This window comes from Chitinophagaceae bacterium (assembly GCA_016717285.1).
Classification (GTDB): domain Bacteria; phylum Bacteroidota; class Bacteroidia; order Chitinophagales; family UBA10324; genus JACCZZ01.
In genome coordinates this window covers 333280-357399 of record JADKFU010000001.1, presented here as the reverse complement: position 1 = coordinate 357399, position 24120 = coordinate 333280, and the positions used below count along the sequence as shown (strand labels likewise).

Annotated in this window: 19 protein-coding genes and 1 pseudogene; 14 read left to right on the top strand and 6 right to left on the bottom strand. The window is 40.6% G+C overall.

The annotated features are described in order from the left end of the window. Positions 1–45: 45 nt before the first annotated feature. The 6 genes from IPO83_01560 to lepB (IPO83_01535) all read left to right on the top strand — a co-directional run bounded on the left by IPO83_01560 (position 46) and on the right by lepB (IPO83_01535) (position 5862). On the top strand, positions 46–858 hold the full coding sequence (locus IPO83_01560) for a ParA family protein (GenBank protein MBK9729968.1): 813 nt from the start codon (positions 46–48) through the stop codon (positions 856–858). After that, positions 851–1723, top strand: a complete 873-nt coding sequence (locus IPO83_01555; protein MBK9729967.1) for a ParB/RepB/Spo0J family partition protein — start codon at positions 851–853, stop codon at positions 1721–1723. The genes IPO83_01560 and IPO83_01555 overlap by 8 nt, the downstream gene beginning before the upstream one ends. A 227-nt stretch (positions 1724–1950) precedes the next feature. After that, positions 1951–2526, top strand: coding sequence for a hypothetical protein (locus tag IPO83_01550; GenBank protein MBK9729966.1), 576 nt, complete (start codon positions 1951–1953; stop codon positions 2524–2526). 63 nt (positions 2527–2589) lie between these two features. Continuing rightward, the gene (dapB, locus tag IPO83_01545) at positions 2590–3336 is read left to right on the top strand and encodes a 4-hydroxy-tetrahydrodipicolinate reductase (protein MBK9729965.1); all 747 of its coding nucleotides are present in this window, start codon (positions 2590–2592) and stop codon (positions 3334–3336) included. 189 nt (positions 3337–3525) lie between these two features. Then, positions 3526–4632: a signal peptidase I gene (gene lepB / locus IPO83_01540; GenBank protein ID MBK9729964.1), complete on the top strand. Its 1107-nt coding sequence runs from the start codon at positions 3526–3528 to the stop codon at positions 4630–4632. Positions 4633–4758: 126 nt separating this feature from the next. Then, the gene (lepB, locus tag IPO83_01535; GenBank protein ID MBK9729963.1) at positions 4759–5862 is read left to right on the top strand and encodes a signal peptidase I; all 1104 of its coding nucleotides are present in this window, start codon (positions 4759–4761) and stop codon (positions 5860–5862) included. A gap of 74 nt (positions 5863–5936) precedes the next feature. Here the strand turns inward: lepB (IPO83_01535) and IPO83_01530 are convergent, their stop codons facing one another. Then, the gene (locus tag IPO83_01530) at positions 5937–6302 is read right to left on the bottom strand and encodes a DoxX family protein (protein ID MBK9729962.1); all 366 of its coding nucleotides are present in this window, start codon (positions 6300–6302) and stop codon (positions 5937–5939) included. Positions 6303–6525: 223 nt separating this feature from the next. On the opposite strand from IPO83_01530, the gene IPO83_01525 reads away from it, so the two are divergent. Further along, a complete protein-coding gene (locus IPO83_01525) occupies positions 6526–8949 on the top strand; it encodes a gliding motility-associated C-terminal domain-containing protein (GenBank protein ID MBK9729961.1) in 2424 nt (807 codons plus the stop codon). A gap of 349 nt (positions 8950–9298) precedes the next feature. On the opposite strand, the gene IPO83_01520 is transcribed toward IPO83_01525, so the two are convergent. The 3 genes from IPO83_01520 to htpG all read right to left on the bottom strand — a co-directional run bounded on the left by IPO83_01520 (position 9299) and on the right by htpG (position 13533). After that, positions 9299–9901, bottom strand: a complete 603-nt coding sequence (locus tag IPO83_01520) for an SRPBCC family protein (GenBank protein ID MBK9729960.1) — start codon at positions 9899–9901, stop codon at positions 9299–9301. Between the two features lie 156 nt (positions 9902–10057). After that, complete coding sequence (gene bshC / locus IPO83_01515; GenBank protein ID MBK9729959.1) at positions 10058–11656, bottom strand: bacillithiol biosynthesis cysteine-adding enzyme BshC; 1599 nt, start codon at positions 11654–11656, stop codon at positions 10058–10060. 68 nt (positions 11657–11724) lie between these two features. Next, positions 11725–13533, bottom strand: coding sequence for a molecular chaperone HtpG (gene htpG / locus IPO83_01510; GenBank protein MBK9729958.1), 1809 nt, complete (start codon positions 13531–13533; stop codon positions 11725–11727). Positions 13534–13912: 379 nt separating this feature from the next. On the opposite strand from htpG, the gene IPO83_01505 reads away from it, so the two are divergent. The 4 genes from IPO83_01505 to IPO83_01490 all read left to right on the top strand — a co-directional run bounded on the left by IPO83_01505 (position 13913) and on the right by IPO83_01490 (position 16507). Then, positions 13913–14485, top strand: coding sequence for an RNA polymerase sigma factor (locus IPO83_01505; protein MBK9729957.1), 573 nt, complete (start codon positions 13913–13915; stop codon positions 14483–14485). Between the two features lie 10 nt (positions 14486–14495). Continuing rightward, a complete protein-coding gene (locus tag IPO83_01500; protein ID MBK9729956.1) occupies positions 14496–14888 on the top strand; it encodes a hypothetical protein in 393 nt (130 codons plus the stop codon). Between the two features lie 142 nt (positions 14889–15030). Continuing rightward, positions 15031–15300 (top strand): hypothetical protein, encoded by a 270-nt coding sequence (locus tag IPO83_01495; protein ID MBK9729955.1) that lies wholly within the window; start codon positions 15031–15033, stop codon positions 15298–15300. A gap of 106 nt (positions 15301–15406) precedes the next feature. After that, positions 15407–16507, top strand: a complete 1101-nt coding sequence (locus IPO83_01490; GenBank protein ID MBK9729954.1) for a T9SS type A sorting domain-containing protein — start codon at positions 15407–15409, stop codon at positions 16505–16507. 94 nt (positions 16508–16601) lie between these two features. On the opposite strand, the gene IPO83_01485 is transcribed toward IPO83_01490, so the two are convergent. Further along, complete coding sequence (locus IPO83_01485) at positions 16602–17183, bottom strand: hypothetical protein (GenBank protein MBK9729953.1); 582 nt, start codon at positions 17181–17183, stop codon at positions 16602–16604. Positions 17184–17266: 83 nt separating this feature from the next. On the opposite strand from IPO83_01485, the pseudogene IPO83_01480 reads away from it, so the two are divergent. The 3 genes and pseudogenes from IPO83_01480 (at position 17267) to IPO83_01470 (ending at position 22223) form a co-directional block, all read left to right on the top strand. Further along, positions 17267–18438: pseudogene (locus IPO83_01480) on the top strand (class I SAM-dependent rRNA methyltransferase). 205 nt (positions 18439–18643) lie between these two features. Further along, complete coding sequence (gene secDF / locus IPO83_01475; protein ID MBK9729952.1) at positions 18644–21775, top strand: protein translocase subunit SecDF; 3132 nt, start codon at positions 18644–18646, stop codon at positions 21773–21775. Between the two features lie 265 nt (positions 21776–22040). Beyond that, positions 22041–22223, top strand: coding sequence for a hypothetical protein (locus IPO83_01470; protein ID MBK9729951.1), 183 nt, complete (start codon positions 22041–22043; stop codon positions 22221–22223). 91 nt (positions 22224–22314) lie between these two features. Here the strand turns inward: IPO83_01470 and IPO83_01465 are convergent, their stop codons facing one another. Then, the gene (locus tag IPO83_01465; protein MBK9729950.1) at positions 22315–23931 is read right to left on the bottom strand and encodes a T9SS C-terminal target domain-containing protein; all 1617 of its coding nucleotides are present in this window, start codon (positions 23929–23931) and stop codon (positions 22315–22317) included. Positions 23932–24120: the final 189 nt, after the last annotated feature.

The following is a 24120-nucleotide window of genomic DNA, read 5'->3' as shown; positions in this document are numbered from 1 at the left end:
GAGGTCTCCCGTCGGGAATAATGACCCATTGAAATCTTCTTATACATGGGAAAAGTTATCGCCATAGCCAATCAAAAAGGCGGTGTGGGAAAAACCACCACGGCCATTAACCTGGCTTCTTCACTTGCGGTTTTGGAATACAAAACACTGCTGATTGATGCCGATCCGCAGTCAAATGCCACTTCAGGAATCGGTTTCGACCCTAAGAATATTACCACCAGCATTTATGAATGCCTGATTGGAGAACAGAAAATAAAAGACATCCTGCTCAAAACGCAAACACCCAACCTTTTCCTGGTGCCTGCGCATCTCGATCTTGTTGGTGCAGAAATAGAATTGATTAATCATCCGAACAGGGAACGCATTATGCGCCAGGTGTTGGAGGAGATCAGAAACCAATTTGATTATATCATCATTGACTGCTCTCCTTCACTCGGATTAATTACTGTGAATGCGCTCACTGCAGCCGATTCTGTGCTGGTGCCTGTGCAATGCGAATACTTCGCACTGGAAGGCCTTGGTAAATTGCTGAATACAATTAAGATTATTCAAACACGCCTGAATCCGGATCTTGAAATTGAAGGTATAGTATTAACAATGTATGACAGCCGTCTCCGACTGAGCAACCAGGTGGTGGAAGAAGTACGCCGGCACTTCGGTGATCTTGCTTTTGATACGATCATTCATCGCAATACCAGATTAGGGGAAGCACCCAGCTTCGGAAAATCGGTGATCATGTACGATGCAGAAAGTAAAGGGGCCATCAACTATCTGAATCTTGCACGTGAAATACTGCAGAAAAATGACAGCACGAAAATGAAGTCCGCTGAAAAAATTATCGAATTTGACCATGACTAACAAACGACCAGATTTAGGAAAGGGCATTCGTGCACTGCTTGAGAATATGGATTCATCTGTAAACAATGAAGCCACGATCCTTGGCAGCACCTCCAATATTCAACTCGATCAGATTGAGGTGAATCCATTTCAGCCGCGTCATGATTTCGATGAAACTGCTATGCAGGAGCTTGCAGGTTCAATCAAAGTACATGGCGTAATTCAACCTATTACTGTTAGAAAAATTTCTGTAAAAAAATACCAGTTGATCGCCGGTGAACGCCGCCTGCGCGCAGCAAAAACAGCCGGCCTGCTGGAAATTCCGGCCTTTATCAGGTCTGCCGATGACGAACAGATGCTGGAAATGGCGTTAATTGAAAATACGCACCGTGAAGACCTCAATGCAATGGAAGTCGCGATCAACTATAAACGATTAATCGATGAATGTAACCTGAAACAGGAAGACCTCGCAGAGAAAGTAGGAAAGAACCGCACTACGGTTACCAATTATTTACGACTGCTGAAGCTCCCACCTGAAATACAGCAGTCAATAAAAAACAAATCGATTACAATGGCGCACGCGCGTGCCATCATTAGCGTAGAAGATCCATTGGTACAGTTGCATATTTTTAAGGAAACAATGAAGCATGATTTGTCTGTAAGGGCAGTAGAAACACTTGTACGTGACTATACACAGACAAGAAAAACAATTACCAAAAAATCAGCCACTTTGCCTGCTGCTTACCAACGGCTCCAGGAAAAAATCGCTTCGCATCTTGCCACTAAAGTGCTTATTAAAAGAAAGCGTCTTGGCAAAGGTGAAATCGTGATTTCCTTTTTTTCTGATACCGACCTTGAACGGCTTTATGAATTACTCGGCGAATGAATTATTTTCCCGGTAAAAACTCAAGTTGTGTTGCATCCATACAACCCGGAATAACTTATTACTTCCGAAGGCACTTTCAAGCATAAAAAATTCTTTGCGTTTCTTTGCGTTATAGTTTCCTTTTCTGATAAAGAAGCCCTGCATTGAAATCAGCATTCATAAAATATTCTGTCATAAAGTTCCTTTCACTGCTTTTACTGCTGCTCTTTTCGAACCATGCTTTAATTATGGCGCAGGATACATTGCAAGTCTCCCCAGTGGATACTGCTTCTAACCTGAAAAGCCAGAAGACTTTCCGCCTCTTTCCGGATGAACATTCGCCCAAAGCAGCAGGAATTGCATCTGCCATTATACCCGGATTGGGACAGGCATACAATAAAAAATACTGGAAGATTCCGATTATTTATGCAGGCCTGGCTACAGCCGGTTATTTCATCTATTACAATTATACGATCTACTCCAATTTTCAAAAAACCTATCAATTACGTGGTGATGGTGACACAGCCACTAATTTAAGTTCTTTTGATGTCTGGTACATCACCAGTACACAAACTATTTATACAGATGTTTATGAAAGCACGCAGCTATCAGAGTTGAGCAATATTTATCGCCATAATACAGACCTTTCCATAATCATCGCTGCCGGAATCTATGCGCTTAATATCATTGATGCCGTAGTGGATGCACACCTTTTTCACTTTGATGTGAGTGATGATTTAAGCATGAATGTGCAACCCTTTTATGTTCCACCGGTTATGGGAGTGGCGCGTGGAGGACTAACGCTTACCCTGACCATGAAGTAAAAAAACGAGCATCTTATTTTCAACATGATTCGATTTATATTACTTTCAATAATTGCTTAACAAATGAATATTACACTACTCGGATACGGAAAAATGGGGAAGATGATTGAGCAATGTATTGTGGAGGAAGGCAAGCATACTGTTGTTTTGAAGATTAATGCTTCAAATCGTTATGCCATCACATCCGAACTATTACAACAATCTGATGTAGTGATAGAATTTTCAACTCCTTCAGTGGTTATTGATAATATTAAATGGTGCCTGGGAGCCGGTGTTCCTATGGTTGTTGGAACAACCGGCTGGTATGATAAATTAAATGACGCAAAAAAGTGGTGTGAAGAAAAAAACGGTTCACTGGTGTTTGCCAGCAATTTCAGTATTGGTGTCAATATCTTTTTTCAACTCAACAGGAAACTTGCTCAGTTGATGAGTGTACGACCAGAATACAACCCTATTTTAACTGAAATTCATCACCCTCAGAAAAAAGATGCACCTAGTGGCACTGCTATAACATTGGCCAATGATCTTATTAAGGAATCTGTTGAAAAAAAGAAATGGGTAAATACCGAGAATGAACTTCCATTAACAAAAAGCGACAATCCATCTGAATTGATAATTTTGTCGCGCCGCGAAGAAGCAATCATAGGCACACACGTTGTTGACTATACTTCTGCAACAGATAAAATTGAAATCAGGCATGAAGCATTTTCACGCGAAGGATTTGCAAAAGGAGCAATTGCAGCAGCCAACTGGATTCATGATAAGAAAGGTTTTTTTGAATTTGGGGATATCGTTGGTGAGTTGGAGTAGTGAGTAGTGAGTAGTGAGTTGTAGAACCGTTTAATAAAAGCAATTAAAAATTAACAACTCGTAAGGTTTGTAATTGAAAAGATTCAACTATTGTCAAGTGCCTATTGACTAATGACAAATGACTATTGATTATTGAGTAATTGACTATTTGACTAATTGACCAAAGACTTAAGACTTAAACAAAACGAAATGAATTGGAAATTCTGGCAAAAGAGGGAAGCAAAAAAATCAAAGAAGAAAAAGTCAAAGACGCGCGAGTGGGTTGATGCACTGGTATTTGCTGTAATCGCAGCAACCATCATTCGCACTTTTGTATTGGAAGCATATACTATTCCAACGCCATCGATGGAAAAATCGCTGATGGTAGGTGATTTTTTATTTGTAAGCAAAATGCACTTTGGCGCCCGCATACCCCAAACGCCACTTTCTTTTCCATTTGCGCATCATACCATGCCGGTTATCGGAGGTAAATCATATCTGGAATGGATACACCTTCCCTATTACCGCTTACCCGGATTTCAAAGCATTAAGAATAATGATGTGGTGGTGTTCAATTACCCGATGGAAGATTTCCGTCCGGTTGATAAGCGGGAGAACTATATCAAACGCTGTATTGGAATTCCAGGTGATACATTAGAAGTTCGTGACGCAGCAGTGTATATCAACGGAAAAAAAAATACCGATTGGCCAGGTCAACAAATTGATTACCTGGTAACAACCGATGGAACAGGCATCAACGAGCGCCTCTTGCAGGATCTCGATATTTCTGAATATAGTCCGACCAACAACCCCGGGCAATTCCGTTTCAATCTTACTGAAAGCAGTTCAAAAGAGATTGTTAAACTTAAAAACGTAAAATCAATGGAACCGCTTGTATGGTCGAAAGGCCTGGTTCCTGAAGCATTATTTCCCGGAGATACTAAACATTTTCCCTGGAACATTGACAATTTCGGTCCGATCTGGATTCCAAAAAAAGGGGTGAAAATAAATATCGACAAAGATAATATCGCGCTTTATCAACGGTTGATTACGATTTACGAAGGACATAAGCTGGACGTTACCAAAGATGGAAAAATAATCATTGATGGCAAAGAAGTTACAGCGTACACCTTCGGTATGAATTACTATTGGATGATGGGCGATAACCGGCACAACTCTTATGATTCACGTTACTGGGGATTTGTTCCTGAAGATCACATAGTAGGTAAAGCATGGTTTATCTGGATGTCGTGGAATAAAAACGGATCTGTTTTTGACAAGATCAGATGGAGCAGGTTATTTCATGGTATTCATTAAAAAGTGACAACGTCTGTAAATATTTGTCGCAACAGCAGTTGCACTACCGGATTTCTGCAATTTTTCATCCTTGTTCATGCCTATTGAAATCTCGGTATTCAGTGGATTATAAAAGTGATTGTTGAAATGTTTGGATTAATACCAAAAGAAAAAAGTCAGGTTGGGGTAAAGAAAAAATCCAAATCACGTGATTGGGTTCACGCTATTATTTTTGCAGTAATAGCAGCGATAATTATCCGCGCATTTTTGATGGAAGCATTCACCATCCCGACAGCCTCGATGGAAAAATCACTGTTGATCGGTGATTTTCTTTTCGTGAGCAAAATGCATTATGGTGCAAGAATACCGCAAACTCCTATCAGCTTTCCATTTGTTCATAATACATTGCCATTCACAAATGGTAATTCATACCTGGAATGGATCACCATTCCTTATTTAAGATTGCCCGGATTTCAAAAAATAAGAAACAACGATGTGGTAGTTTTTAATTATCCGATGGAAGATTTCCGTCCTGTTGATAAGCGTGAAAATTATATCAAACGATGTATCGCTATTGCGGGTGACACGCTGGAGATAAGAGACGCAGAAATATTTATCAATGGAAAAAAAGTTGCTGACCGGCCCAGGCAACAACAAGAGTATTCCATTATTACGGATGGTACTTCTATAAGTGCAAAATTATTGGACGACCTTGATATAACTGAGTTTTCGCGGCTCTCTAATCCGGGTGAGTTTCGTGCCAGTCTCACAAAAACTGCAGTTGATTCGCTTCTTAAACTGAAGAATGTACGGTCTGTCACAGAAATAATCTGGCCTAAAGGAACGGTTCCGGAGTCGATCTTTCCAAATGACCTTCACCATTTTTCGTGGTACGTAGATAACTTTGGTCCGTTCTGGATTCCTGAAAAAGGAGTTACTGTTTCCATTGATACCAATAACATCTCGCTGTATCAGCGAACTATAAGTGTATATGAGGGTCACACACTCCACATTGAAAAGAATGGCAGCATATTAATTGACGGCATAGAAACCACCACGTATACTTTTAAAATGAATTATTATTGGATGATGGGTGATAACCGTCACAATTCATTGGATTCGCGCTATTGGGGTTTCGTACCTGAAGATCATATTGTGGGGAAAGCATGGTTTGTATGGATGTCATGGAAAGCGGAAGCGTCAGGTTTTGATAAGATCAGATGGGACAGACTCTTTCATGGAATTCAATAAATAACTTATTCAGTTTACAAAAAAAAAGTCCCTGCCATATGCAAGGACTTTGACATTTTTAGAACCTATCCTGCTCATGATTTCTTTCCCATGCCTGCAACCATCAGCGCTGCAGCCGCCATCGCTGTGTCTTTTACAACCATACTGACAGCCATTTGTGCTGATGCAGGATCAGCAAGTCCCGGCATATGAACAGTGATTACAATGATTATGAGAAAAACAGCCAGCAGAATCCCTGAGTAGTAAGTGTACCTGTTGATGATAAAACTAACTGCCGCCGCAAGCAGGCAAATGCCGGTAAAATAAACCATAGGAACGGCCATTCCGGATAAAAAAGAAGGAATCATGCCGCTCATTGCATTCGCGTTGGTAAGATGGCCTACGCCAAAAAAAGCAACCGTTAAACCAAAAAGGATACGGCCAATTGTTGTAAGATTCATGTTCATGTTGTTTTATTTAGTAGGTGAGAAGAAAAGAATGAAACAGATTTTATCCACTGTATCGGTCCGAAGATACATGGTAAAACATATGACAAATAAAATTGCTTCCTCATCTTTTCAACATTTGGATTCCTTACTTCAGCCGGATAACTGAAAAAATTTAACTTTGGCCACTTTACTGATCTCAAAAAGTAAAAAAGCCACAGACTACTACCTTTTCCGGATGAAAAAATTACTGACCGTCTTCGTTATAATATGTTGTTGCCATCTATCTGTTGCTCAAAATATCAGTGGCATTATCAACAGTTACGCACAAGTGCTGGCTATTGCAGGAACCACGGTTACTGCTGGATCAACCGCAGGGTTTGCAGTAGGCGATAAGATCATCATCATTCAGATGAAAGGTGCGTCCATTACCACCACCAATACTTCGGCATATGGAGATATCACCAATCTCAACAATGCAGGCAATTGGGAATTTGCAACTATTTCGGCAATCAATGGAAATGATATCACCGTTGCCGCCCCCTTTGTGAATGCTTATACTACTACCGGTAAAGTTCAGTTGGTAACAGTGCCTGCTTATTGTGATGTAACTATCACGGATACACTTACCTGCGCACCCTGGAACGGACTTATGGGAGGTATACTTGCATTTATGTCGGGTGGTACGATTAACATGAATGCTGACATCAATGTAACCGGAAAAGGATTTCGCCCTGGCACGGCCTGTAACACCGGCTTTTACGCATGCAACAATGCAAACTGGTTCATCAATCCTACTAATTGCCTTGGTGGCTGGAAAGGTGAAGGCATTGCTGAATATGTAAATAATGCGCAGAGCGGCGGTCGTGCTAAATTAGCCAATGGTGGTGGTGGATCGAATCCCGGTAATAATGGCGGAGGTGGTGGTGGAAATAAAGGAGCCGGTGGTTTAGGCGGTTTCGAAGATAACAGTTGCGGGATAACCGCTGTGCAGGGCATTGGTGGATTAGGATTGAATTATACATTAGGAAAAATATTTTTAGGTGGTGCAGGAGGTAATGGAACAGGTGATGATTCACAACCAATCTTCCCCGGAACACATGGTGGCGGAATTGTAATGATTTCTGCAAATACGATTAACCCTAACGGATTCGCTATCAGAGCAGATGGAAAAGATCAAACCAATATTACAAGTGATGAGGGTGCCGGTGGTGGCGGAGCCGGAGGAGTAGTAGCGCTTGATGTCATAACAGTATTGAGTCCATTGACGATTTCAGCAGATGGAGGTGATGGCGGATCAATTTCCAATAATGTGATTCCTACCGGATGCCAGGGACCTGGTGGTGGCGGAGGCGGAGGAGTTCTTTGGAGTACTGGTGCGGCAGTTCCTATAAATGTTTCTTTCACTGCCAATGGTGGATCTCCCGGCTTAATGTTGCAGCCAGCCAGTGTTTGCTTCAATACGCCTAACGGTGCTACTGCCGGTGCGGCTGGAACAACTATTTTCAACTTTCCATCACAAACACTTCCACTTTCAAGTACTCCTGTTTCATTAGGAAGTGATTTTAATATTTGTCCACTGGGGACTGACACTATTTCAACCGGCGCCGGTTATAGTTCTTTTTTGTGGCAGGACGGTTCTACCGATTCATTTTTTGTTGTGACTGATTCCGGCAGCTATATAATAAAAGCCGCTGATATGCTTGGTTGTTTTAGTGCTGATACTGTTCATGTTGGATTTTTACCTCCATCTGTTTACAGCATGGGTAATGATACTATAGTTTGTGCCGGACAATTAGTGGTAATTGATGCCGGCGCAGGATTCAGCTCCTATCTATGGCAGGATTTATCAACCACACAAACTTACAATGCTACGGATCCCGGTGTCTATTTTGTTACCGTTGTTGATACAGATGGATGCATCGGACTCAGTTCAATTAAGGTGAATAATTTTGGAATTGCACCGCTTGAGATCGGGAATGATACGTCCTTATGTGAAGGCGATAAGATAATATTTAACGGCGGAGCTTTTTCAGATTATATCTGGCAGGATGGTTCTAAAGGACCCATTTTTACTGCTACAACACCAGGAATTTATTATGTTACCGTAACCGATTTTAACGGCTGTGTACAAACTGATACTGCAGAAATTTTTGGATTTTATCAGCAACCACCGGATTCATTTTTAAACGATACCGTACTTTGTACGAGTCAGTTTATTTTGCTCGAAGGTCCGCTTGGATATGCCAGCTATTTATGGACCGATAGTTCAACCACGAGCGCAATAACAGTATTGCAACCCGGTATCTATGGACTCACGATCACCTCAAGTGACGGATGTAAGAGTAGTGACTCAACTACCGTTGCGCTTAAATGTCCAACCAGTGTGTTTATGCCCACTGCTTTTTCTCCTAACGGCGATGGCGTAAATGATACTTATCTTCCTATTGGATACAACATCAAAACCTACAACATCCGCATCTATAACCGCTGGGGACAAATCGTCTATCTATCCTCAGATTATACTGTTGGCTGGGACGGTCGTGCCAAAGAAGTGAAATGCGAAATGGGCACTTACATTTATTATGTGACCTGGACTGGTACATTGGATGGTATTGAGTCAGCTGGAAATTTAAAAGGTAATCTGACACTTATCAGATAAATCTCTTTAGCTTTTATATTGCTAAGAAATCTGTTTCCACGCATAGCAGAATTTATTCTTAAAGAAGTTTTACTTCACCGGGTAATTTAGTATTAGCCCAATCAGCATCGTACGTCAACAGGATAAGTATGCAGCTTTGTTGATGCACTCCAAAAATTTGTTCCGGGATATAAATGAACAAGCGTGTTCCTAAGGTTATCGAAGAGCAACAAAAATAAGGTTAAGAAAAAATTGACTTTTATTCTACCTGCATTCAGCTTTCGAAATATCACTCACTTAAAAAACCAGTTGTAACAAAAAGTCCACTGTTTCCGGAGCTTTGCATTTTCTTTAAAAAAGAAATTCCTTATCAGGAAGGCTTCACTGCTGGTTCCGTAGAGTCAGCAGGCATAGGATTTATTTCTGGTTGCACTGGTGGTGTATAGCTCTCCGATGTTCTCTTTAAATCGGATAACCCTTTATCAAAATCTCCACCCAACATTTGATCCATAAACAAACCTAAATATCTCGCCATAGGATTCATACCCATATCCATGTCCATGCCCCAGGTTACTTTCGTTCCTCCATCAGCCTCCTCAAAACCAAATGAACCTGTTGCAATACCATGTTCCATAAAATCCAATGAAGTGATGATGGATTGATTGGTCTTACTTTCAGTGATAGATAACTTCCCTTTGCCTACTTGCTCATTGTCACTCATCCAGGAGTAGCCTGCACCTGTTCCTTCCTCTGGTCCGAAATACGTAATCTTCATATTCGGATCAAGTTTATTCCATGGCATCCAGTTGTTCCAGTTGTGAAGATTATTCACCTGGTTAAATACGATTGCTGGTTGCGCATTAATAACTGCAACCCTTTCCACATGCACTTTCGCGGGAAGGAAAAACGAAATGACCAATAGCAGAAGCAAGAAAGCCGCTATGAAAATTCCGATGCGTTTTAATGTTTTCATGTGATTAATTTTTTACTAAGATAGTAAATACTTTACATGAGTGGACAGGACTTTAAGAGTTGATAGTTGTCTGTTCTGAGAGGTGAAATGTTCGAAAAAAGTTGAGCGTATGAATTGAAATAAAATGAAGCCAGTATAGCAGCTGCATTTTATCATTTATTCTTCCTGAAGTATCGTGAATTGCAACTCCATAACATCAAGATGCAACTTCAATTCAGTCAAAAACATTTCTCCGTATTTCATATAATAGGGAAGAAAGTTTTCATATCGTTCCTGAAGACCATTGGCCGGAAACAGCTTTTCCTTCAATGTTTGCAATTGTTGAATGGCAACCTCTTCCTTCTTTTTAGCAGCCTTCCTTAACTTATCTTCAAGTGATTCCAGTGATTTTTGCATTTTCACTTTTTCCGCTTCCACTGATCCCTTTAAACCAGCATCAATTTGCGAAATACGATGCATAATACTGTTCATAAGGTCCTTCAATTCAAGCTTTTCCTTTTCGAGTGAAAATAAATCACCAGTCTGCTCAGCAAGGTATTGATTAACAAGTTTGTCGGAAGATTCAAAAATTGATTTCCCGGAAAGATTCAGTTTTTTCATTTTTGATACATTACCACTGTCAATCCATAAAACTGAATTGCGCAGTAATAACATCGGATAGGCAACACCGGCCGTATCAAACAATGATTTCAGCTGCATCCAATAAGTAACTTCCGCACCGCCACCAATAAAAACAATATTCGGCAATACCAATTCCTGATAAACGGGACGCAATACTACATTAGGACTGAATTTTTGAGGATGTGTTTCAAGCAGTTTTAAAATTTCGTCCTTCGAAAACGTGAGCGTTGTATTCAGCACTTTCCATAATTCTCCTTCTTTAATAATACGTTTGCGAATACCATCATCAAGATAGAACAGATTGATCTCACGGGGCATAATCTGTGATTGATAATTTTCAGAAAATGCTTCAGAACTTTCGTTCACAACAGGCAATGAAAATTGCTCCAGCAACTCTTTTTTTATCACCGGAACAAATAACCGCTTCAATGCAGCATCATCCCCATCAACAATCACCAAACCATCTCCTGCAAAAAAATGATACAGTATTTTTTTAGTAGCAGCTGCAATAGTTTGTTCTTTAAGATAAAAATCCTCCAGCAATTTGACACAACGGATGGCATCATCAGAAGTGCCAAGCACTAATTTAATCTCTTCTATTAAGCCAGAAAGCGATTCCGTTTTCATTCGCCCAAATGCGCCTTCCTGGTCTGTATGCCACGTAATTTTTTTTGAGAAGAGCTGCACATGATTCAGCTCTTCTTTGTCGTGATCTTCACTTCCCATCCAATACACAGGTACAAAATGAAAATCAGGAAATTTTTCGCTCAGCTTACGAGAAAGATTAATGGTGCTGATGATTTTATAAACCAGGTACAATGGTCCAAGAAATAAATTCGGCTGATGCGCTGTTACTACCGTGAATGTGTTGCTATCCTTTAACCGGTTTATGTTCGTGCTTACTTTATCCGGTTCATTATTGTTGAGGAACGGCTGATATTGCTTGCTGAGTACACCGTGTAATGTTTCGCGGTGTAACGGAAACTCCTTTCTTCGATTTATTATTTGCAGAAAAGAATCTGGCTGAGGACTGTATTCATAAAATTGTTTAAGCTTATCGTTACCTTCTATATAATCGGCTACCGCCGTACTAAAATATCCGGTGGCAACATAAGGCAGTACAGATTTTTTCATGCACAAAATTAAGAATCGGAATTAAAGTGCTATTATGTTTTCGTTCCTGAAAAATACCTACTTCTCCATTAACTCATCAATTCAAGACTCCGGTTAATAAAGCCGGTAAGCTCTTCCCCTTTCAATAAATTTTGGGAGAGCATGGCAAGATCCAATGACTGCCTGATCAACTGATGTTGCTTCAGACCATCTGTTTCTAACAACACTTTTGAAATTAACGGGTGATTGGCATTTATCACCAGGTTATAACGATCTTTAAGGTCACCCATAAAGTTCATTCCTCCCATCGAACTCATCTCCCTCATCCGCCGCGTATACTCATCACGGGTAATGAGCATCGGCGCTTCTTTTTCATTCAGCGATTCAAATGCAATGGCAAACTTTTCTTTGTCTGTAATTTTTTCAATCATCTGCCTTAAAACTTCCTCTTGTTCTTTTGAAAGTTTAGAAGGCATCGCCTCATCCTTATCAATCAACTTATCTATAATATCTGCATCCACTCTCGCGAAAGTAGTCTCCTCCAGTTTCTGCTCCAGCATGCCTATAAAATGTGCGTCCACCGGACTATCCATCTGCAACACTTCAAATCCGCGCTCTTTTGCGGCAGCAACGTAAGAATGCTGCTGAACAGCATCTGAAGTATACAAATAGACCACCTTACCATTTTTGTCGGTTTGCAGCGGTTTTATTTTTACAGCAAACTCATCCAGTGTATAATATTTACCGTCTGTCGTCTTCAACAGGCAGAAGTTCTTTGCCCGCTCATAAAATTTGTCATCCGAAAGCATTCCATATTGGATAAATACTTTTACGTCATCCCATTTCTTTTCAAAATCTTCACGGTCCGACTTAAAAAGTTCTTCCAGTTTCTCGGCTACCTTTTTCGAAATGTGCGCACTTATCTTCTTCACACTTGCATCACTTTGCAAATAACTCCGCGAAACATTCAATGGAATATCCGGTGAATCAATCACACCTTTCATGAGCATCAGGAAGTCAGGCACTATGTTTTCAACAGCATCCGTTACAAAGACCTGGTTACTGTATAATTGAATACGATCCTTTTGCTGCTCGAAATTATTTTTGAATTTAGGGAAATAAAGAATGCCTGTCAGGTTAAAAGGATAATCCACATTCAAATGGATATGAAAAAGCGGATCATCTGCAAACGGATATAATTCACGATAGAATAAGGTGTAATCATTCTCAACAAGCGACGACGGTTTTTTGGTCCAGGCAGGTTGCGTGTTGTTGATAATATCTGTACCGAACTTAATTTCAACAGGTAAAAACTTACAGTATTTCTTTAGCAGCGTCTTGATCCGCAATTCTTCAAGAAATTCAATTGAATCCTCTGCAATGTGTAAAATAATATCCGTTCCGCGCTCCTGCTTTTCAACTTCTTCCATCGTATAATCAGGGCTGCCATCACATTCCCAACGAACAGGTTTCGAGTCTTCCTTATAGGATTTCGAAATGACTTCAACTGAAGAAGAAACCATGAAGGAAGAATAAAAACCAAGGCCAAAATGACCTATCAGTTGCGCGTCGCTCTTTTCTTTATAATGCTGCACAAATTCTTCTGCTCCTGAAAAGGCAATTTGTGTAATGTATTTTTCCACTTCCTCGCCCGTCATGCCAATTCCATGATCGCGGATCGTAAGCGTTTTTGCTTCCTTATCGAGCAGCACTTCAATAGTGAGGTTGTTTAATTCACCTTTAAATTCTCCCATTGAACTCAATGCCTTCAATTTTTGCGTGGCATCCACAGCATTCGACACTAATTCGCGGAGAAATATCTCGTGATCGCTGTAAAGAAATTTCTTGATGATGGGAAAAATGTTCTCGGTATGTACCTGAATGGTTCCTTTCGACATAAAAAAAATTTGTGCGAAGCTAACAAACCATTTGCCAACTGGGAGTTGACTGACAATGTGTCGCCGGTGTATTGCTGAAACACAAAACTTCGACACTGCATAAGGAATTCAATTTGTTTCTTTGCGCAGATAAATTTTTGAGGTATGATTCGATGTGCCAATGCGCCGGTAATTCGATTTGAGAATTGTTTGATTATGCGATGACTAATGACCAATGACCAATGACTATCTACTAACGACTCAGGACTAACGACTTTTCCTCACTACTCGCTACTCACTACTCACTACTTTTTAACATAATACCACACCCATAAAATATCCATCCGCTTTCAATCGTCAACACTCCCATACGATGGAAGCCATGACCTTAAATGCAACAATGACGACCCGCCAAAATTCAGAGATCCAGGAAACGGTCCGCAAGGAACGAAAAAGGCTACTTGATTTTATACGGCAGCGGGTTAACAGTGAGGAAGATGCGGAGGACATTCTGCAGGATGTCTTTTACCAGTTTGTGAATGCCTACCGGATGATGGAACCGATTGAAAAGGTTACGTCCTGGCTGTTTACTGTCGCACGCAATCGCATCACTGATTTGTACCGCAAGAAAAAAACAGAAACATTTTCAAGCCTTTTGCCAGTAAGTGATGAAGGCAGTGATGAAGAAACGCCCGGGTATTTCCTGGACGAACTGATGCAGGATATTTCTGAAACACCGGAAGCACAATATATGCGATCGCTGGTATGGGATACCTTGAACGCAGCGCTGGAGGAACTACCTGTGGAACAACGCGATGTATTTAACCTGCATGAATTAGAAGGATTAAGTTTTAAAGAGATTGCCGCTCAAACCGGTCAACCGGTAAATACATTGCTGTCACGAAAACGATATGCAGTGCTGCACTTGCGGGAAAGACTTCAAACATTGTACAATGAATTGTTAAACCTCTAAAAAAATAATTATGAAACGGTGGTGGATTTTGAAAGGAATTAAAATGTTTTTTTTATTTGTTCTGATAGGTGCAGCCATGACTTATCTTGTAATGACACTCTGGAACTGGTTAATGCCTGTAGTATTCGGATTGAGTGTGATTACTTTTTGGCAAGCTCTCGGAATACTCTTATTGTCTAAACTGATCTTTGGATTTGGTCGCGGAGGTTGGGGACACAAGGGCCACTATACTCAACATTGGAATAATCACCGATCTTCCGTCTGGAAAGAAAAGATGGAAGAAAAGCTTAAAACAATGAGCCCGGAAGACAGGGAGAAATTCAGGGAGGAATGGAAGAAACGATGTGGATGGAAATACCAGCATTTTGAAGATGAAAAGAAAAGCGAGTCTCAGGCAGAATAAGAAAAGGATTGCTTTAAAAAAGGGAAGCCGTTTGCTTCCCTTTTTTATTTAGTGAAAAATGTTGATTGAACTGACCATCTAAATTTTGCCTATTTTTAAATATCGGTTCAATGGTTTGTCCAACTCTTCATTTTATCTGCTCATGAAAAAATTGATCTTCTTTATTTTATTTCTGATTGGCGCATTGCAATTCTCTCTTGCGCAGCAAACAATAAAGGAGGGGAAATATTCCATGCAGAAAAGACAGCACAAACTGGAATATAGCAATCCGGGTGATGTTTCAATTCGAACATATACGCATTTAAAAAAAGAAAATCTTATTGCTAAACCCCATTCAAACAATAACTACAGCAAAAAAACTGCAGCTACTTACCGTGAAACTAAAAAATCACGGCAAGCTCGTTCCTATTAAACGGAATTTCATAAAATATTTAAATGCTGTCAACTACCAGCATGATAAAATAAAGTTTTTACTTTTATACTCCCATAATTTTAATTCACAAACTAAATCTTTAAGTATGAAAACATTTTACGCTCACACATTGCGCATCATTTCCTTAGCCCTCGTGTTCGTTGTGACTGGAATATTCAGCTCGCAGGCCACAAAGCATATTGTAACTGTTGCAAATTTTGTGTTTACACCGTCTTCCATGACTATCAATGCCGGTGATACTGTAGTCTGGACGTGGTCAAGTGGATCACATACCACCACCTCCACCACTATTCCTGCCGGTGCTGCCGCTTGGAGCAATGCAATTGATGCAGCGCACCTGAGTTTTAGTTACGTCCCAACTGTTTTAGGCACTTACAATTATAAATGTAATATTCATCCAACTACGATGCTGGCCAGCTTCACGGTAGTATGCCCGGCAGCGCCTTCATTAACTATTTCTGCAGGCGGAGCAACTACATTTTGTACAGGAAGCACTGTCGCACTTTCAAAAACCTCAGTGGGAACTTTCGCCACGCTTCAGTGGAAATTAAATGGTTCGAACATTGCCGGCGCCACTACCGTTACTTTTAATGCAGATGCAACAGGTTCCTATACATTAGCAGGCACCAATAGTTGTGGTAACTCATCTACGTCTAACGCGATAAGTGTGACTGTAAATAAAAAACCGAAAGCGAATATTACGCCTGCCGGTCCTTTAAATATCTGCGCCAGTCAGCCGGTTTTACTAACGGTAAGTTCTGCAAACAATCAAACATACCAATGGAAAAAAGGAAGTGCCAACATATCCGGAGCTACGGGTACTACTTTGTTGGTTACTGCTACCGGTGATTACAAATGCAAAGTGACTAAGACAAGTACCGGCTGCAACAAAACATCAAAAGCTGTGAGTGTAACTGTAAATCCGAATTGTAAAATTGAAGTTCCTGCAGTAACCGCCACCGCATTTCCAAATCCGACTCAGGATTATTTTGTGGTAAATACTTCATCGCTTTCATTACAGAATGGCATCATCAAAGTTTATGACTTAACAGGAAAAATGCTTGAAACTTATACTGTGATAAATGAGAATACAGCGATTGGAAATAATTTAACTTCAGGCGTATATTTCGCTAAAATTGAATCAGGCGGGAAATTAGTGCAGGTATTGAAATTGATGAAAAATTAATGTTTAAATGGTTCTCTCTAAAAAAAGCGCACAACGGGTGCGCTTTTTTTGTTTAAAACTTTACGCTGAAAAAATATGCTTCCCAATTAAAATTCTATCTCACCTGCATATCAATCAATGTGCGGGTAGAATAGTTATTTTTTCCTGAAAAACACTCCGAAGTTTTCTCCCTTATAATTCCAATGCCGTACGCTACGATTTGATATCCTTCACAGCTATCTGATATTTTGTAACAGGTTGAAGACTTCCATTTTGCGTCATTGCAGGATAAAAGCTTCACAATTGTTTTCTGTATCACCACATCTCCTCCGAATACATAATTAAAATTGCTTTCCTTCTCTGTTGGCATCATTACCGGAGAGGGAAATTTAAAACCAGTTCTTTGACGACCCAACTGATAAATGGTATCGCCGCTTTGAAACCACTCTTTTCCATCTGCAAAAACATAGGTGGTCTTTCCGTTCCAATCTTCAGTGCTCACGATTTTATCCGTATCATTGGACACCGTTGTGAGTTGACCATCCGTAAAAACAGAATCGCGATACACCCAGTAGTTGCCCATTGAAAGCGGGAGAATTCCCTTTCCGGTTGCACTTGCCTGCTGAGTACACGATGATTTATCAGCAAGCAGCAACACCAGAAAAAAAGCAGTAAATGAAAAAAGATATCCTTTCATAGCATTACGATTTTTTTGTACAGTTAATTGATGTTCGGGAAACCAGGATTTGACTTAATGACCAATGTCTAAATGACTAACCAATGACGAAAATAACATTAAAAAAAGGGAACTATCAGCGCATTTTCTCCGGTCACCCATGGGTGTATGCGAATGAAATCGGAAGTGTATCAGCCTCCATTGCTCCGGGAGAAATCATAGATGTCTTTGATTCCAGAAACCGATTTGCAGGGCGCGGCTACTACAATGCCAAATCTCAAATTACAGTGCGTGTGCTTACGCGTGACGAACAGGAACAAATTGATCAGCCATTTTTCAGAAAAAGAATTCTTGAATGCCTCGACTACCGACATAAACTTGGTTACAAAGAAAACTTCAGACTGGTCTTTGGTGAATCGGATTTTCTTCCGGGTTTGATCATTGATAAATTCGGAGATTATTTCGTGCTTCAAACTTTATCACTGGGAATGGATCGATGGAAAGATACTATCGTGAATGTGCTCCATGAATTGTTTTCCCCGAAAGGGATTTATGAACGCAATGATGTGCCGGTAAGGAAACTCGAAGGTTTGAAAGAACAGAAAGAATTTCTATCAGCACCATTTACCACAAAATTTGAAATCGAAGAGCAAGGTGTAAAATTCATGATTGATGTGGAAAATGGTCAGAAAACCGGCTTCTTCCTCGATCAAAAGAAAACCGGCAAGCCTTGCAGCATATTTCTGCAGGCGCAGAAGTGCTGGACTGTTTTTGTTACACAGGTTCATTCTCGCTGTTTGCTGCAAAGTTTGGAGCAAAGAGTGTTTTAGGAATGGATGTTTCTGAAAATGCGGTAGCTCAGGCCACAGAAAACGCTGCATTAAATGGTTTTGAAAACATCTGCCGCTTTGAAGCAGCCAATGCGTTTGATCTGTTACCGGTTTGGGCCAAAGAGAAAAAACAATTTGACATCGTAATACTCGATCCGCCGGCCTTCACCAAAAACAGGGCAGGTATCGAAGCTGCTGCAAGAGGTTATAAAGAGATTAACCTTCGTGCTATGAAACTTATCAGGAAAGGCGGTTTCCTGCTTACATTTTCCTGTTCACATTTTATGGAGCCGGGAATATTTTTCGATATGATCTCGCAGGCAGCTTATGATTCAGGCAAAATAATACGGCAAGTGGCCTTTCTTTCGCAGGCAAAAGATCACCCAATCGTTTGGAACATCGAAGAAACGAACTATCTGAAAGGATTTGTTTTACAGGTGATCTAACCGAAACAGCGGACGAAAACATGCCTTCCTGTTTTGTAATACCGTAGCATCTTCGTGGTAATAAAATCAGCTATCAATTGTTAGAGAAGCACGGAGAATTCTGGTGCTAAAATTCTGTCTTGCACCCATATTCGAAGATTAGGTCTTAACTACCCGATAAATTTCTATATTTGCAGCCTTAATTTTTTCTAAAACCCTCATAATCATGCGCGGAAAAGGCCTGGTCACGTTTTTCTCAATAGCGTTGATCCTGATTTGTATTTATCAGTTATCCTTCAATTTTGTAACAAGCAGAGTAGAAAACAGGGCAACCGGTTTGGCAGAAGCTGCAGTATTGCAAGGCAAATCACTGGAATCATTAACGCCTCCGAATACTCCTAATGCTGTCTTTATTAAAGACAGCGTTTTGATGGAAATCAGGAAAAAAAGACAAGCATACCTGGATTCTGTTTCAAACCAGACAGTCTTTAACCTTGGCATTGCAAAATACACTTACCAGGATTGCAAAGATCAACAGTTGAATCTCGGTCTTGACTTGCAAGGAGGTATGAACGTAGTGCTCCAGGTTTCTACTGAAGATCTGATAAAAGCATTGGCGGATAACAGCGCTGATCCTACTTTTAATAGCGCACTTCAGCTTGCGAAAGAAAAACAAAAGACGCAGGTACAAGCGGATTTTGTAAGCCTTTTCCAACAGTCCTGGAACGAGGTGGCACCTCAGGGAAAACTGGCCTCCATTTTTGGAACACGCGATAACCAGGATAAGGTAAAGTTTAACTCTACCAATGATGAAGTAATCAGCTTTATCCGCACGGAATCGAATGGAGCATTCGATCAAACGTTCAACATCTTACGGTCACGTATTGATAAATTTGGTGTTACGCAACCTAACATTACCGCTCAGCAATCAACAGGTAGGATTATAGTTGAGTTACCAGGTGTTGATAATCCGGTGCGTGTGCGAAAATTGTTGCAAGCGACGGCTGTACTGGAATTCTGGGAAACATATGATAACCCAACTTTCATACAATACCTCGATGCAGCGAATACTTCTTTAAAAAACAGATTGAATGCCATTGATACTGCAAACAAGGCAGTAGCTGACAACACAACAGTTACCACTTCAGCAGAATCTAATCCTTTGCTGGAAGAAACCGGTGATACAAGCAAACTCGCTTCCCTGGCCGATAGTAATCTGCTGACGCCGGATTCCAGCGCTCTTGCTGCACAATCTGCGAAAGATCAGGCGAAAGAAAATCCACTCACTTCTATATTACAACCAAATGTTTACCGGACGGCCGATGATAAGGTAGCTCTTGCACCTGGTCCCGTAATTGGTTATTCACTTGGAAAAGATACAGCCAAAGTAAATGACTACCTGTCAACAGATTTTGTGCGTGCAAATTTTCCAAAGGATGTGAAATTCCTTTGGGGTGCTAAAGCAACTGATGAAAAGAGTAATGTTTATGCTTTATACGCGATTAAAATGCAGGTGGGTACTACAAGAGCTCCTTTAGAAGGTGATAAGGTGAATGATGCCCGTCAGGATATTGATCAAAACAGCAGCCCTGAAGTTTCCATGTCTATGGACAATGAAGGTGCAAAGATCTGGAAGGTAATGACGAGCAAGAACATCAACAAAAGCATCGCCATTGTACTCGACAACTATGTTTATTCCGCTCCGCGTGTTAATGGGGAAATTCCAAACGGACGTTCATCCATTACCGGTGGTTTTGATATTAATGAAGCAAAAGATCTTGCTAACATTCTTACAGCAGGTAAGTTACCGGCTCCGGCAAGAATTATTGCGGAAGATGTTGTGGGACCTTCACTGGGTAAAGAGTCGATTGCTGCTGGTATACGGTCTATTGTAATTGCCTTTATCGCCTTGTTGGCATTCATGATTTTCTATTATAATACTTCAGGTATCATTGCCAACATCTCCCTGTTTTTTAACCTGTTCTTTATCATTGGCGTATTAGCTTCTTTAGGCGCAACACTAACGCTCGCAGGTATTGCAGGTATCGTACTTACCATGGGTATGGCTGTGGATGCGAACGTTCTTATTCATGAACGGATTAAAGAAGAATTGGAGAAGGGAAAAAATCTGGCAAAGTCTATAGCTGAAGGGCATTTAAAGTCCTATTCAGCCGTATTTGATACGCACCTTACTACACTCATTACAGGTTTGATACTTGCCTATTTCGGCCTCGGACCTGTGCTTGGTTATGCCACAACATTAAACATCGGCGTAATCATGACACTGTTTACGGCTGTATTTATGGCGCACCTTATTTTTGATTGGTGGCTAGAAAGATTCAAGACCATTAAATTCACTACCAGCATCAGCCGTTTCAACTTTACCAATTTTGATATCCCTTTCGTAAAATGGCGTAAGTACGCTTACGTGATTTCAGGAACACTCGCACTCGTTGGATTGCTGTCTATTTTCACCAAAGGATTTGAGTACGGCGTTGATTTTAGCGGCGGGCATTCCTATGTTGTTCAATTCGACCGCGAAGTAATTACTGAAGATATTCAACAGGAATTGACGAAGGAATTCGGTATTCCACCACAGGTTAAAACATATGGGAGCAACAATAAGGTAAAGATTACAACAGGTTATTTGGTAGAGAATACGACCTCAGTAGCAGATAGCGCTGTAAACTATAAATTATACACCGGCTTGAAAAAATTCCTTGCCAGTGATGTTTCCTTTAAAACTTTCCAGGAAAGAAATCAATTGAGTTCTCAGGTAGTTGGACCAAGTATTTCGGCAGATATTCTTGATCATGCTTACAAAGCCATCATCTTCTCGCTCATCGGTATATTTTTATATATACTGTTCCGGTTTAGAAAATGGCAGTTTGCATTGGGAGCTATCATCGCCCTCGCTCATGACGTGCTGATGGTAATGGGTGCTTATTCCTTGCTGTCAGGTATAATGCCTTTCGCACTGGAAGTAGATGAAACATTCGTGGCAGCTTGTTTAACAGTAATGGGTTATTCTGTTGCAGATACTGTAATTGTGTTTGACCGTGTAAGGGAATTCCTGGGAGAACATCCGGCCGCCGACATGAAACATACCATCAATGATGCTATTAATAAGACCCTGAACAGAACGGTAATCACTTCTTCAACTGTGTTGCTCGTACTACTCATCCTTTTTATTTTCGGTGGTGATGCCATTCGCGGATTCTCCTTTGCACTCTTATTGGGTATTGCTTTCGGAACATACTCTTCCATATTTGTGGCCACACCGATTGTAGTAGATCTAACTAAAATTAAACCGATCAAAGTAACGGAGCCAACTAAAAGGTCGGTAGCCGCCAAGTAACCTTTTAAAAAAGATTTATTGATTAAAGCGAAAGCCCTGCAGCAACCTGCTGCAGGGCTTTCACATTTTAGGCTCTATGGTTTTATGCAGACCTTGCCTTTGATGAATAAGGTAACCATATTATCAATTAACCTTACCGGCCACATCCTGAATATGCTCTTTCAACAGATATAGTATCCTGTTGAGTCAATCAAAATTGGAATGGCTTTGTTATCAAACTACTTTAGACTTGTCAAAATCATTATTCACCGCTAATCAGCAAATCATGAAAGCAACCGTCACCACTGAGCAACAACAATCAAACGGATCAGCAGCAACTGTTACCGTATGGCAAATGATCAATACCGCGATCATCGGTATCTCACCTCAACCGATAAAAGCAGCACATGATTTTATTGAGAATCGTGATTTAGGAGATGAAGACCAGGGGGACATATTTGAAGCCTGATTCCGGATTATAATAATTGATTGGCAGCAGGTATTCCGGCACCCATTTAATGGTTAGATAATGCTATCGCCATTCAGAACAAATTAAATATTCAATCAGATTGCTTAACAAACTTTCCTCTTGCAATTGATTCCTTATTGTGATTGACAATCTGAAAAGAATAATATCCGGAAAATAAACCTGCTGTAATTAATTGAATTCCTGTATTTGTGAAGGTTACCGGCACCTTTAATATGATACCGGTTGCATCATAAACCAACACATCAAATTTATCACCGTACATAAACTGTTTGGTTGATCCACTGCTAATAAAATCATCAACCTGAATAGTAAGGACATCCTTCACAGGGTTCGGAAAGACACTCACCGTATTGGCCATAACCGAACCAATTCCGGTAATCTCCGGCGACAATTTTACAACCCAGCAATCCTGCGTCGTTCCAATCGTGGTGGAGTGATTTCCGGAAACATCCCCATCATTTGAAAATGATAATCCGGCAATAATATAACCACCATCTGAAGCCTGCTGGACAGCGTATGCCTGATCGTAGTTGGTTCCACCCAAGGTTTTCTGCCAGCTTAAATTTCCAGAAGCATCCAGTTTCACCAACCAATAATCTGTGCTTCCATGATTGCCCGATACATCCATATCGTTTGAATGTATATAGCCAGCTACAATAAAACCTTGGTCAGCAGTCTGATTTATCGAATAGGCAAAATCATAATCACTGCCGCCTAGATTTTTTTCCCACTGAAGTTCCCCTTCCGCATTCAGCTTTACAATCCAATAATCAGTGTCACCATTATTACCGCTTATGTCACCATCGTTGGAGCTTGTCCAACCTGCAATTACGAATCCGTCATCTGTTGTACGCTTCACCATCCGTGCATAATCCACGCTGCTGCCACCATACGATTTTTCCCATATTAAATTACCATTCGCATCCAACTTCACAATCCAATAATCTCCTTCGCCGTGATTGCCTGTCACATCTCCATCATCAGATTCTGATTCACCCACAATTACAAAACCACCATCTGCCGTTTGTTGCACGTAATACCCTTCATCTTCATCGCTTCCTCCCAAAGATTTCTGCCATATCAGGTTGCCTGCCCCATCTAATTTAATGACCCAGTAATCCACCTCCCCGTGATTTCCGGTTACATCACCGTCATTAGATTCCGAATAGCCAGCAACTATAAAACCACCATCCATCGTTTGCTGCACAGAGTAGGCTTCGTCTTCACTGCTTCCACCAAATGATCGTTGCCAGACAATATTTCCACCTTCATCCAGACGCACAATCCAATAGTCCTCTTCTCCTTTGTTCAGAATTAAATCACCATCAGCAGACTTTGACTGACCCGCAATCACATATCCACCATCATCGGTCAGTTGAAAATCCCATTGTGCATCATGATCACTTCCACCCAATGATTGTTGCCAAAGCAGGTTACCGCTTTGATCCATTTTTACCACCCAATAATCAGTCTTGCCATTGCTGCCTGAAATATCTCCATCTGTAGACTTTGTGTAGCCTGCGAATACAAAACCTCCATCAGGTGATTGCAAAACAGAATTTGCCGTTTCACCAATCGTGCCACCAAAAGACTTTTGCCATTCAATGACAGGAACATTTTGAGCGCTCAAGGTGATGCTGGCTGCAAGGGCTGCAAAAAATAATATGCTGATGCCTGTTTTTTTCATCCGTTTCAATTGAATATATGTTGGTTTAACAACAAACTCCAAAATTAACACATCAAAGGATAAAATCCTCCTTCCCATTTGACATACCACATCGCCATCGCTTTTCCTGCTTTTAAATATTACCGGCTACAAAATCCACCGTTGGTTTTATAGATTATGCTGATCATTTAAATTACTTACCAATCTAAA

What these genes read in the sequence shown, in the direction of transcription:
- dapB (MBK9729965.1), top strand. Translation starts at nt 2,590, where the DNA reads ATGAATATTACACTACTCGGATACGGAAAAATGGGGAAGATGATTGAG.
- IPO83_01525 (MBK9729961.1), top strand. Translation starts at nt 6,526, where the DNA reads ATGAAAAAATTACTGACCGTCTTCGTTATAATATGTTGTTGCCATCTA.
- IPO83_01465 (MBK9729950.1), bottom strand. Translation starts at nt 23,931, where the DNA reads ATGAAAAAAACAGGCATCAGCATATTATTTTTTGCAGCCCTTGCAGCC.
- bshC (MBK9729959.1), bottom strand. Translation starts at nt 11,656, where the DNA reads ATGAAAAAATCTGTACTGCCTTATGTTGCCACCGGATATTTTAGTACG.
- IPO83_01530 (MBK9729962.1), bottom strand. Translation starts at nt 6,302, where the DNA reads ATGAATCTTACAACAATTGGCCGTATCCTTTTTGGTTTAACGGTTGCT.
- IPO83_01555 (MBK9729967.1), top strand. Translation starts at nt 851, where the DNA reads ATGACTAACAAACGACCAGATTTAGGAAAGGGCATTCGTGCACTGCTT.
- IPO83_01520 (MBK9729960.1), bottom strand. Translation starts at nt 9,901, where the DNA reads ATGAAAACATTAAAACGCATCGGAATTTTCATAGCGGCTTTCTTGCTT.
- IPO83_01500 (MBK9729956.1), top strand. Translation starts at nt 14,496, where the DNA reads ATGAAACGGTGGTGGATTTTGAAAGGAATTAAAATGTTTTTTTTATTT.
- htpG (MBK9729958.1), bottom strand. Translation starts at nt 13,533, where the DNA reads ATGTCGAAAGGAACCATTCAGGTACATACCGAGAACATTTTTCCCATC.
- IPO83_01490 (MBK9729954.1), top strand. Translation starts at nt 15,407, where the DNA reads ATGAAAACATTTTACGCTCACACATTGCGCATCATTTCCTTAGCCCTC.
- IPO83_01495 (MBK9729955.1), top strand. Translation starts at nt 15,031, where the DNA reads ATGAAAAAATTGATCTTCTTTATTTTATTTCTGATTGGCGCATTGCAA.
- secDF (MBK9729952.1), top strand. Translation starts at nt 18,644, where the DNA reads ATGCGCGGAAAAGGCCTGGTCACGTTTTTCTCAATAGCGTTGATCCTG.
- IPO83_01560 (MBK9729968.1), top strand. Translation starts at nt 46, where the DNA reads ATGGGAAAAGTTATCGCCATAGCCAATCAAAAAGGCGGTGTGGGAAAA.
- IPO83_01470 (MBK9729951.1), top strand. Translation starts at nt 22,041, where the DNA reads ATGAAAGCAACCGTCACCACTGAGCAACAACAATCAAACGGATCAGCA.
- IPO83_01485 (MBK9729953.1), bottom strand. Translation starts at nt 17,183, where the DNA reads ATGAAAGGATATCTTTTTTCATTTACTGCTTTTTTTCTGGTGTTGCTG.
- lepB (MBK9729963.1), top strand. Translation starts at nt 4,759, where the DNA reads ATGTTTGGATTAATACCAAAAGAAAAAAGTCAGGTTGGGGTAAAGAAA.
- lepB (MBK9729964.1), top strand. Translation starts at nt 3,526, where the DNA reads ATGAATTGGAAATTCTGGCAAAAGAGGGAAGCAAAAAAATCAAAGAAG.
- IPO83_01505 (MBK9729957.1), top strand. Translation starts at nt 13,913, where the DNA reads ATGACGACCCGCCAAAATTCAGAGATCCAGGAAACGGTCCGCAAGGAA.
- IPO83_01550 (MBK9729966.1), top strand. Translation starts at nt 1,951, where the DNA reads ATGGCGCAGGATACATTGCAAGTCTCCCCAGTGGATACTGCTTCTAAC.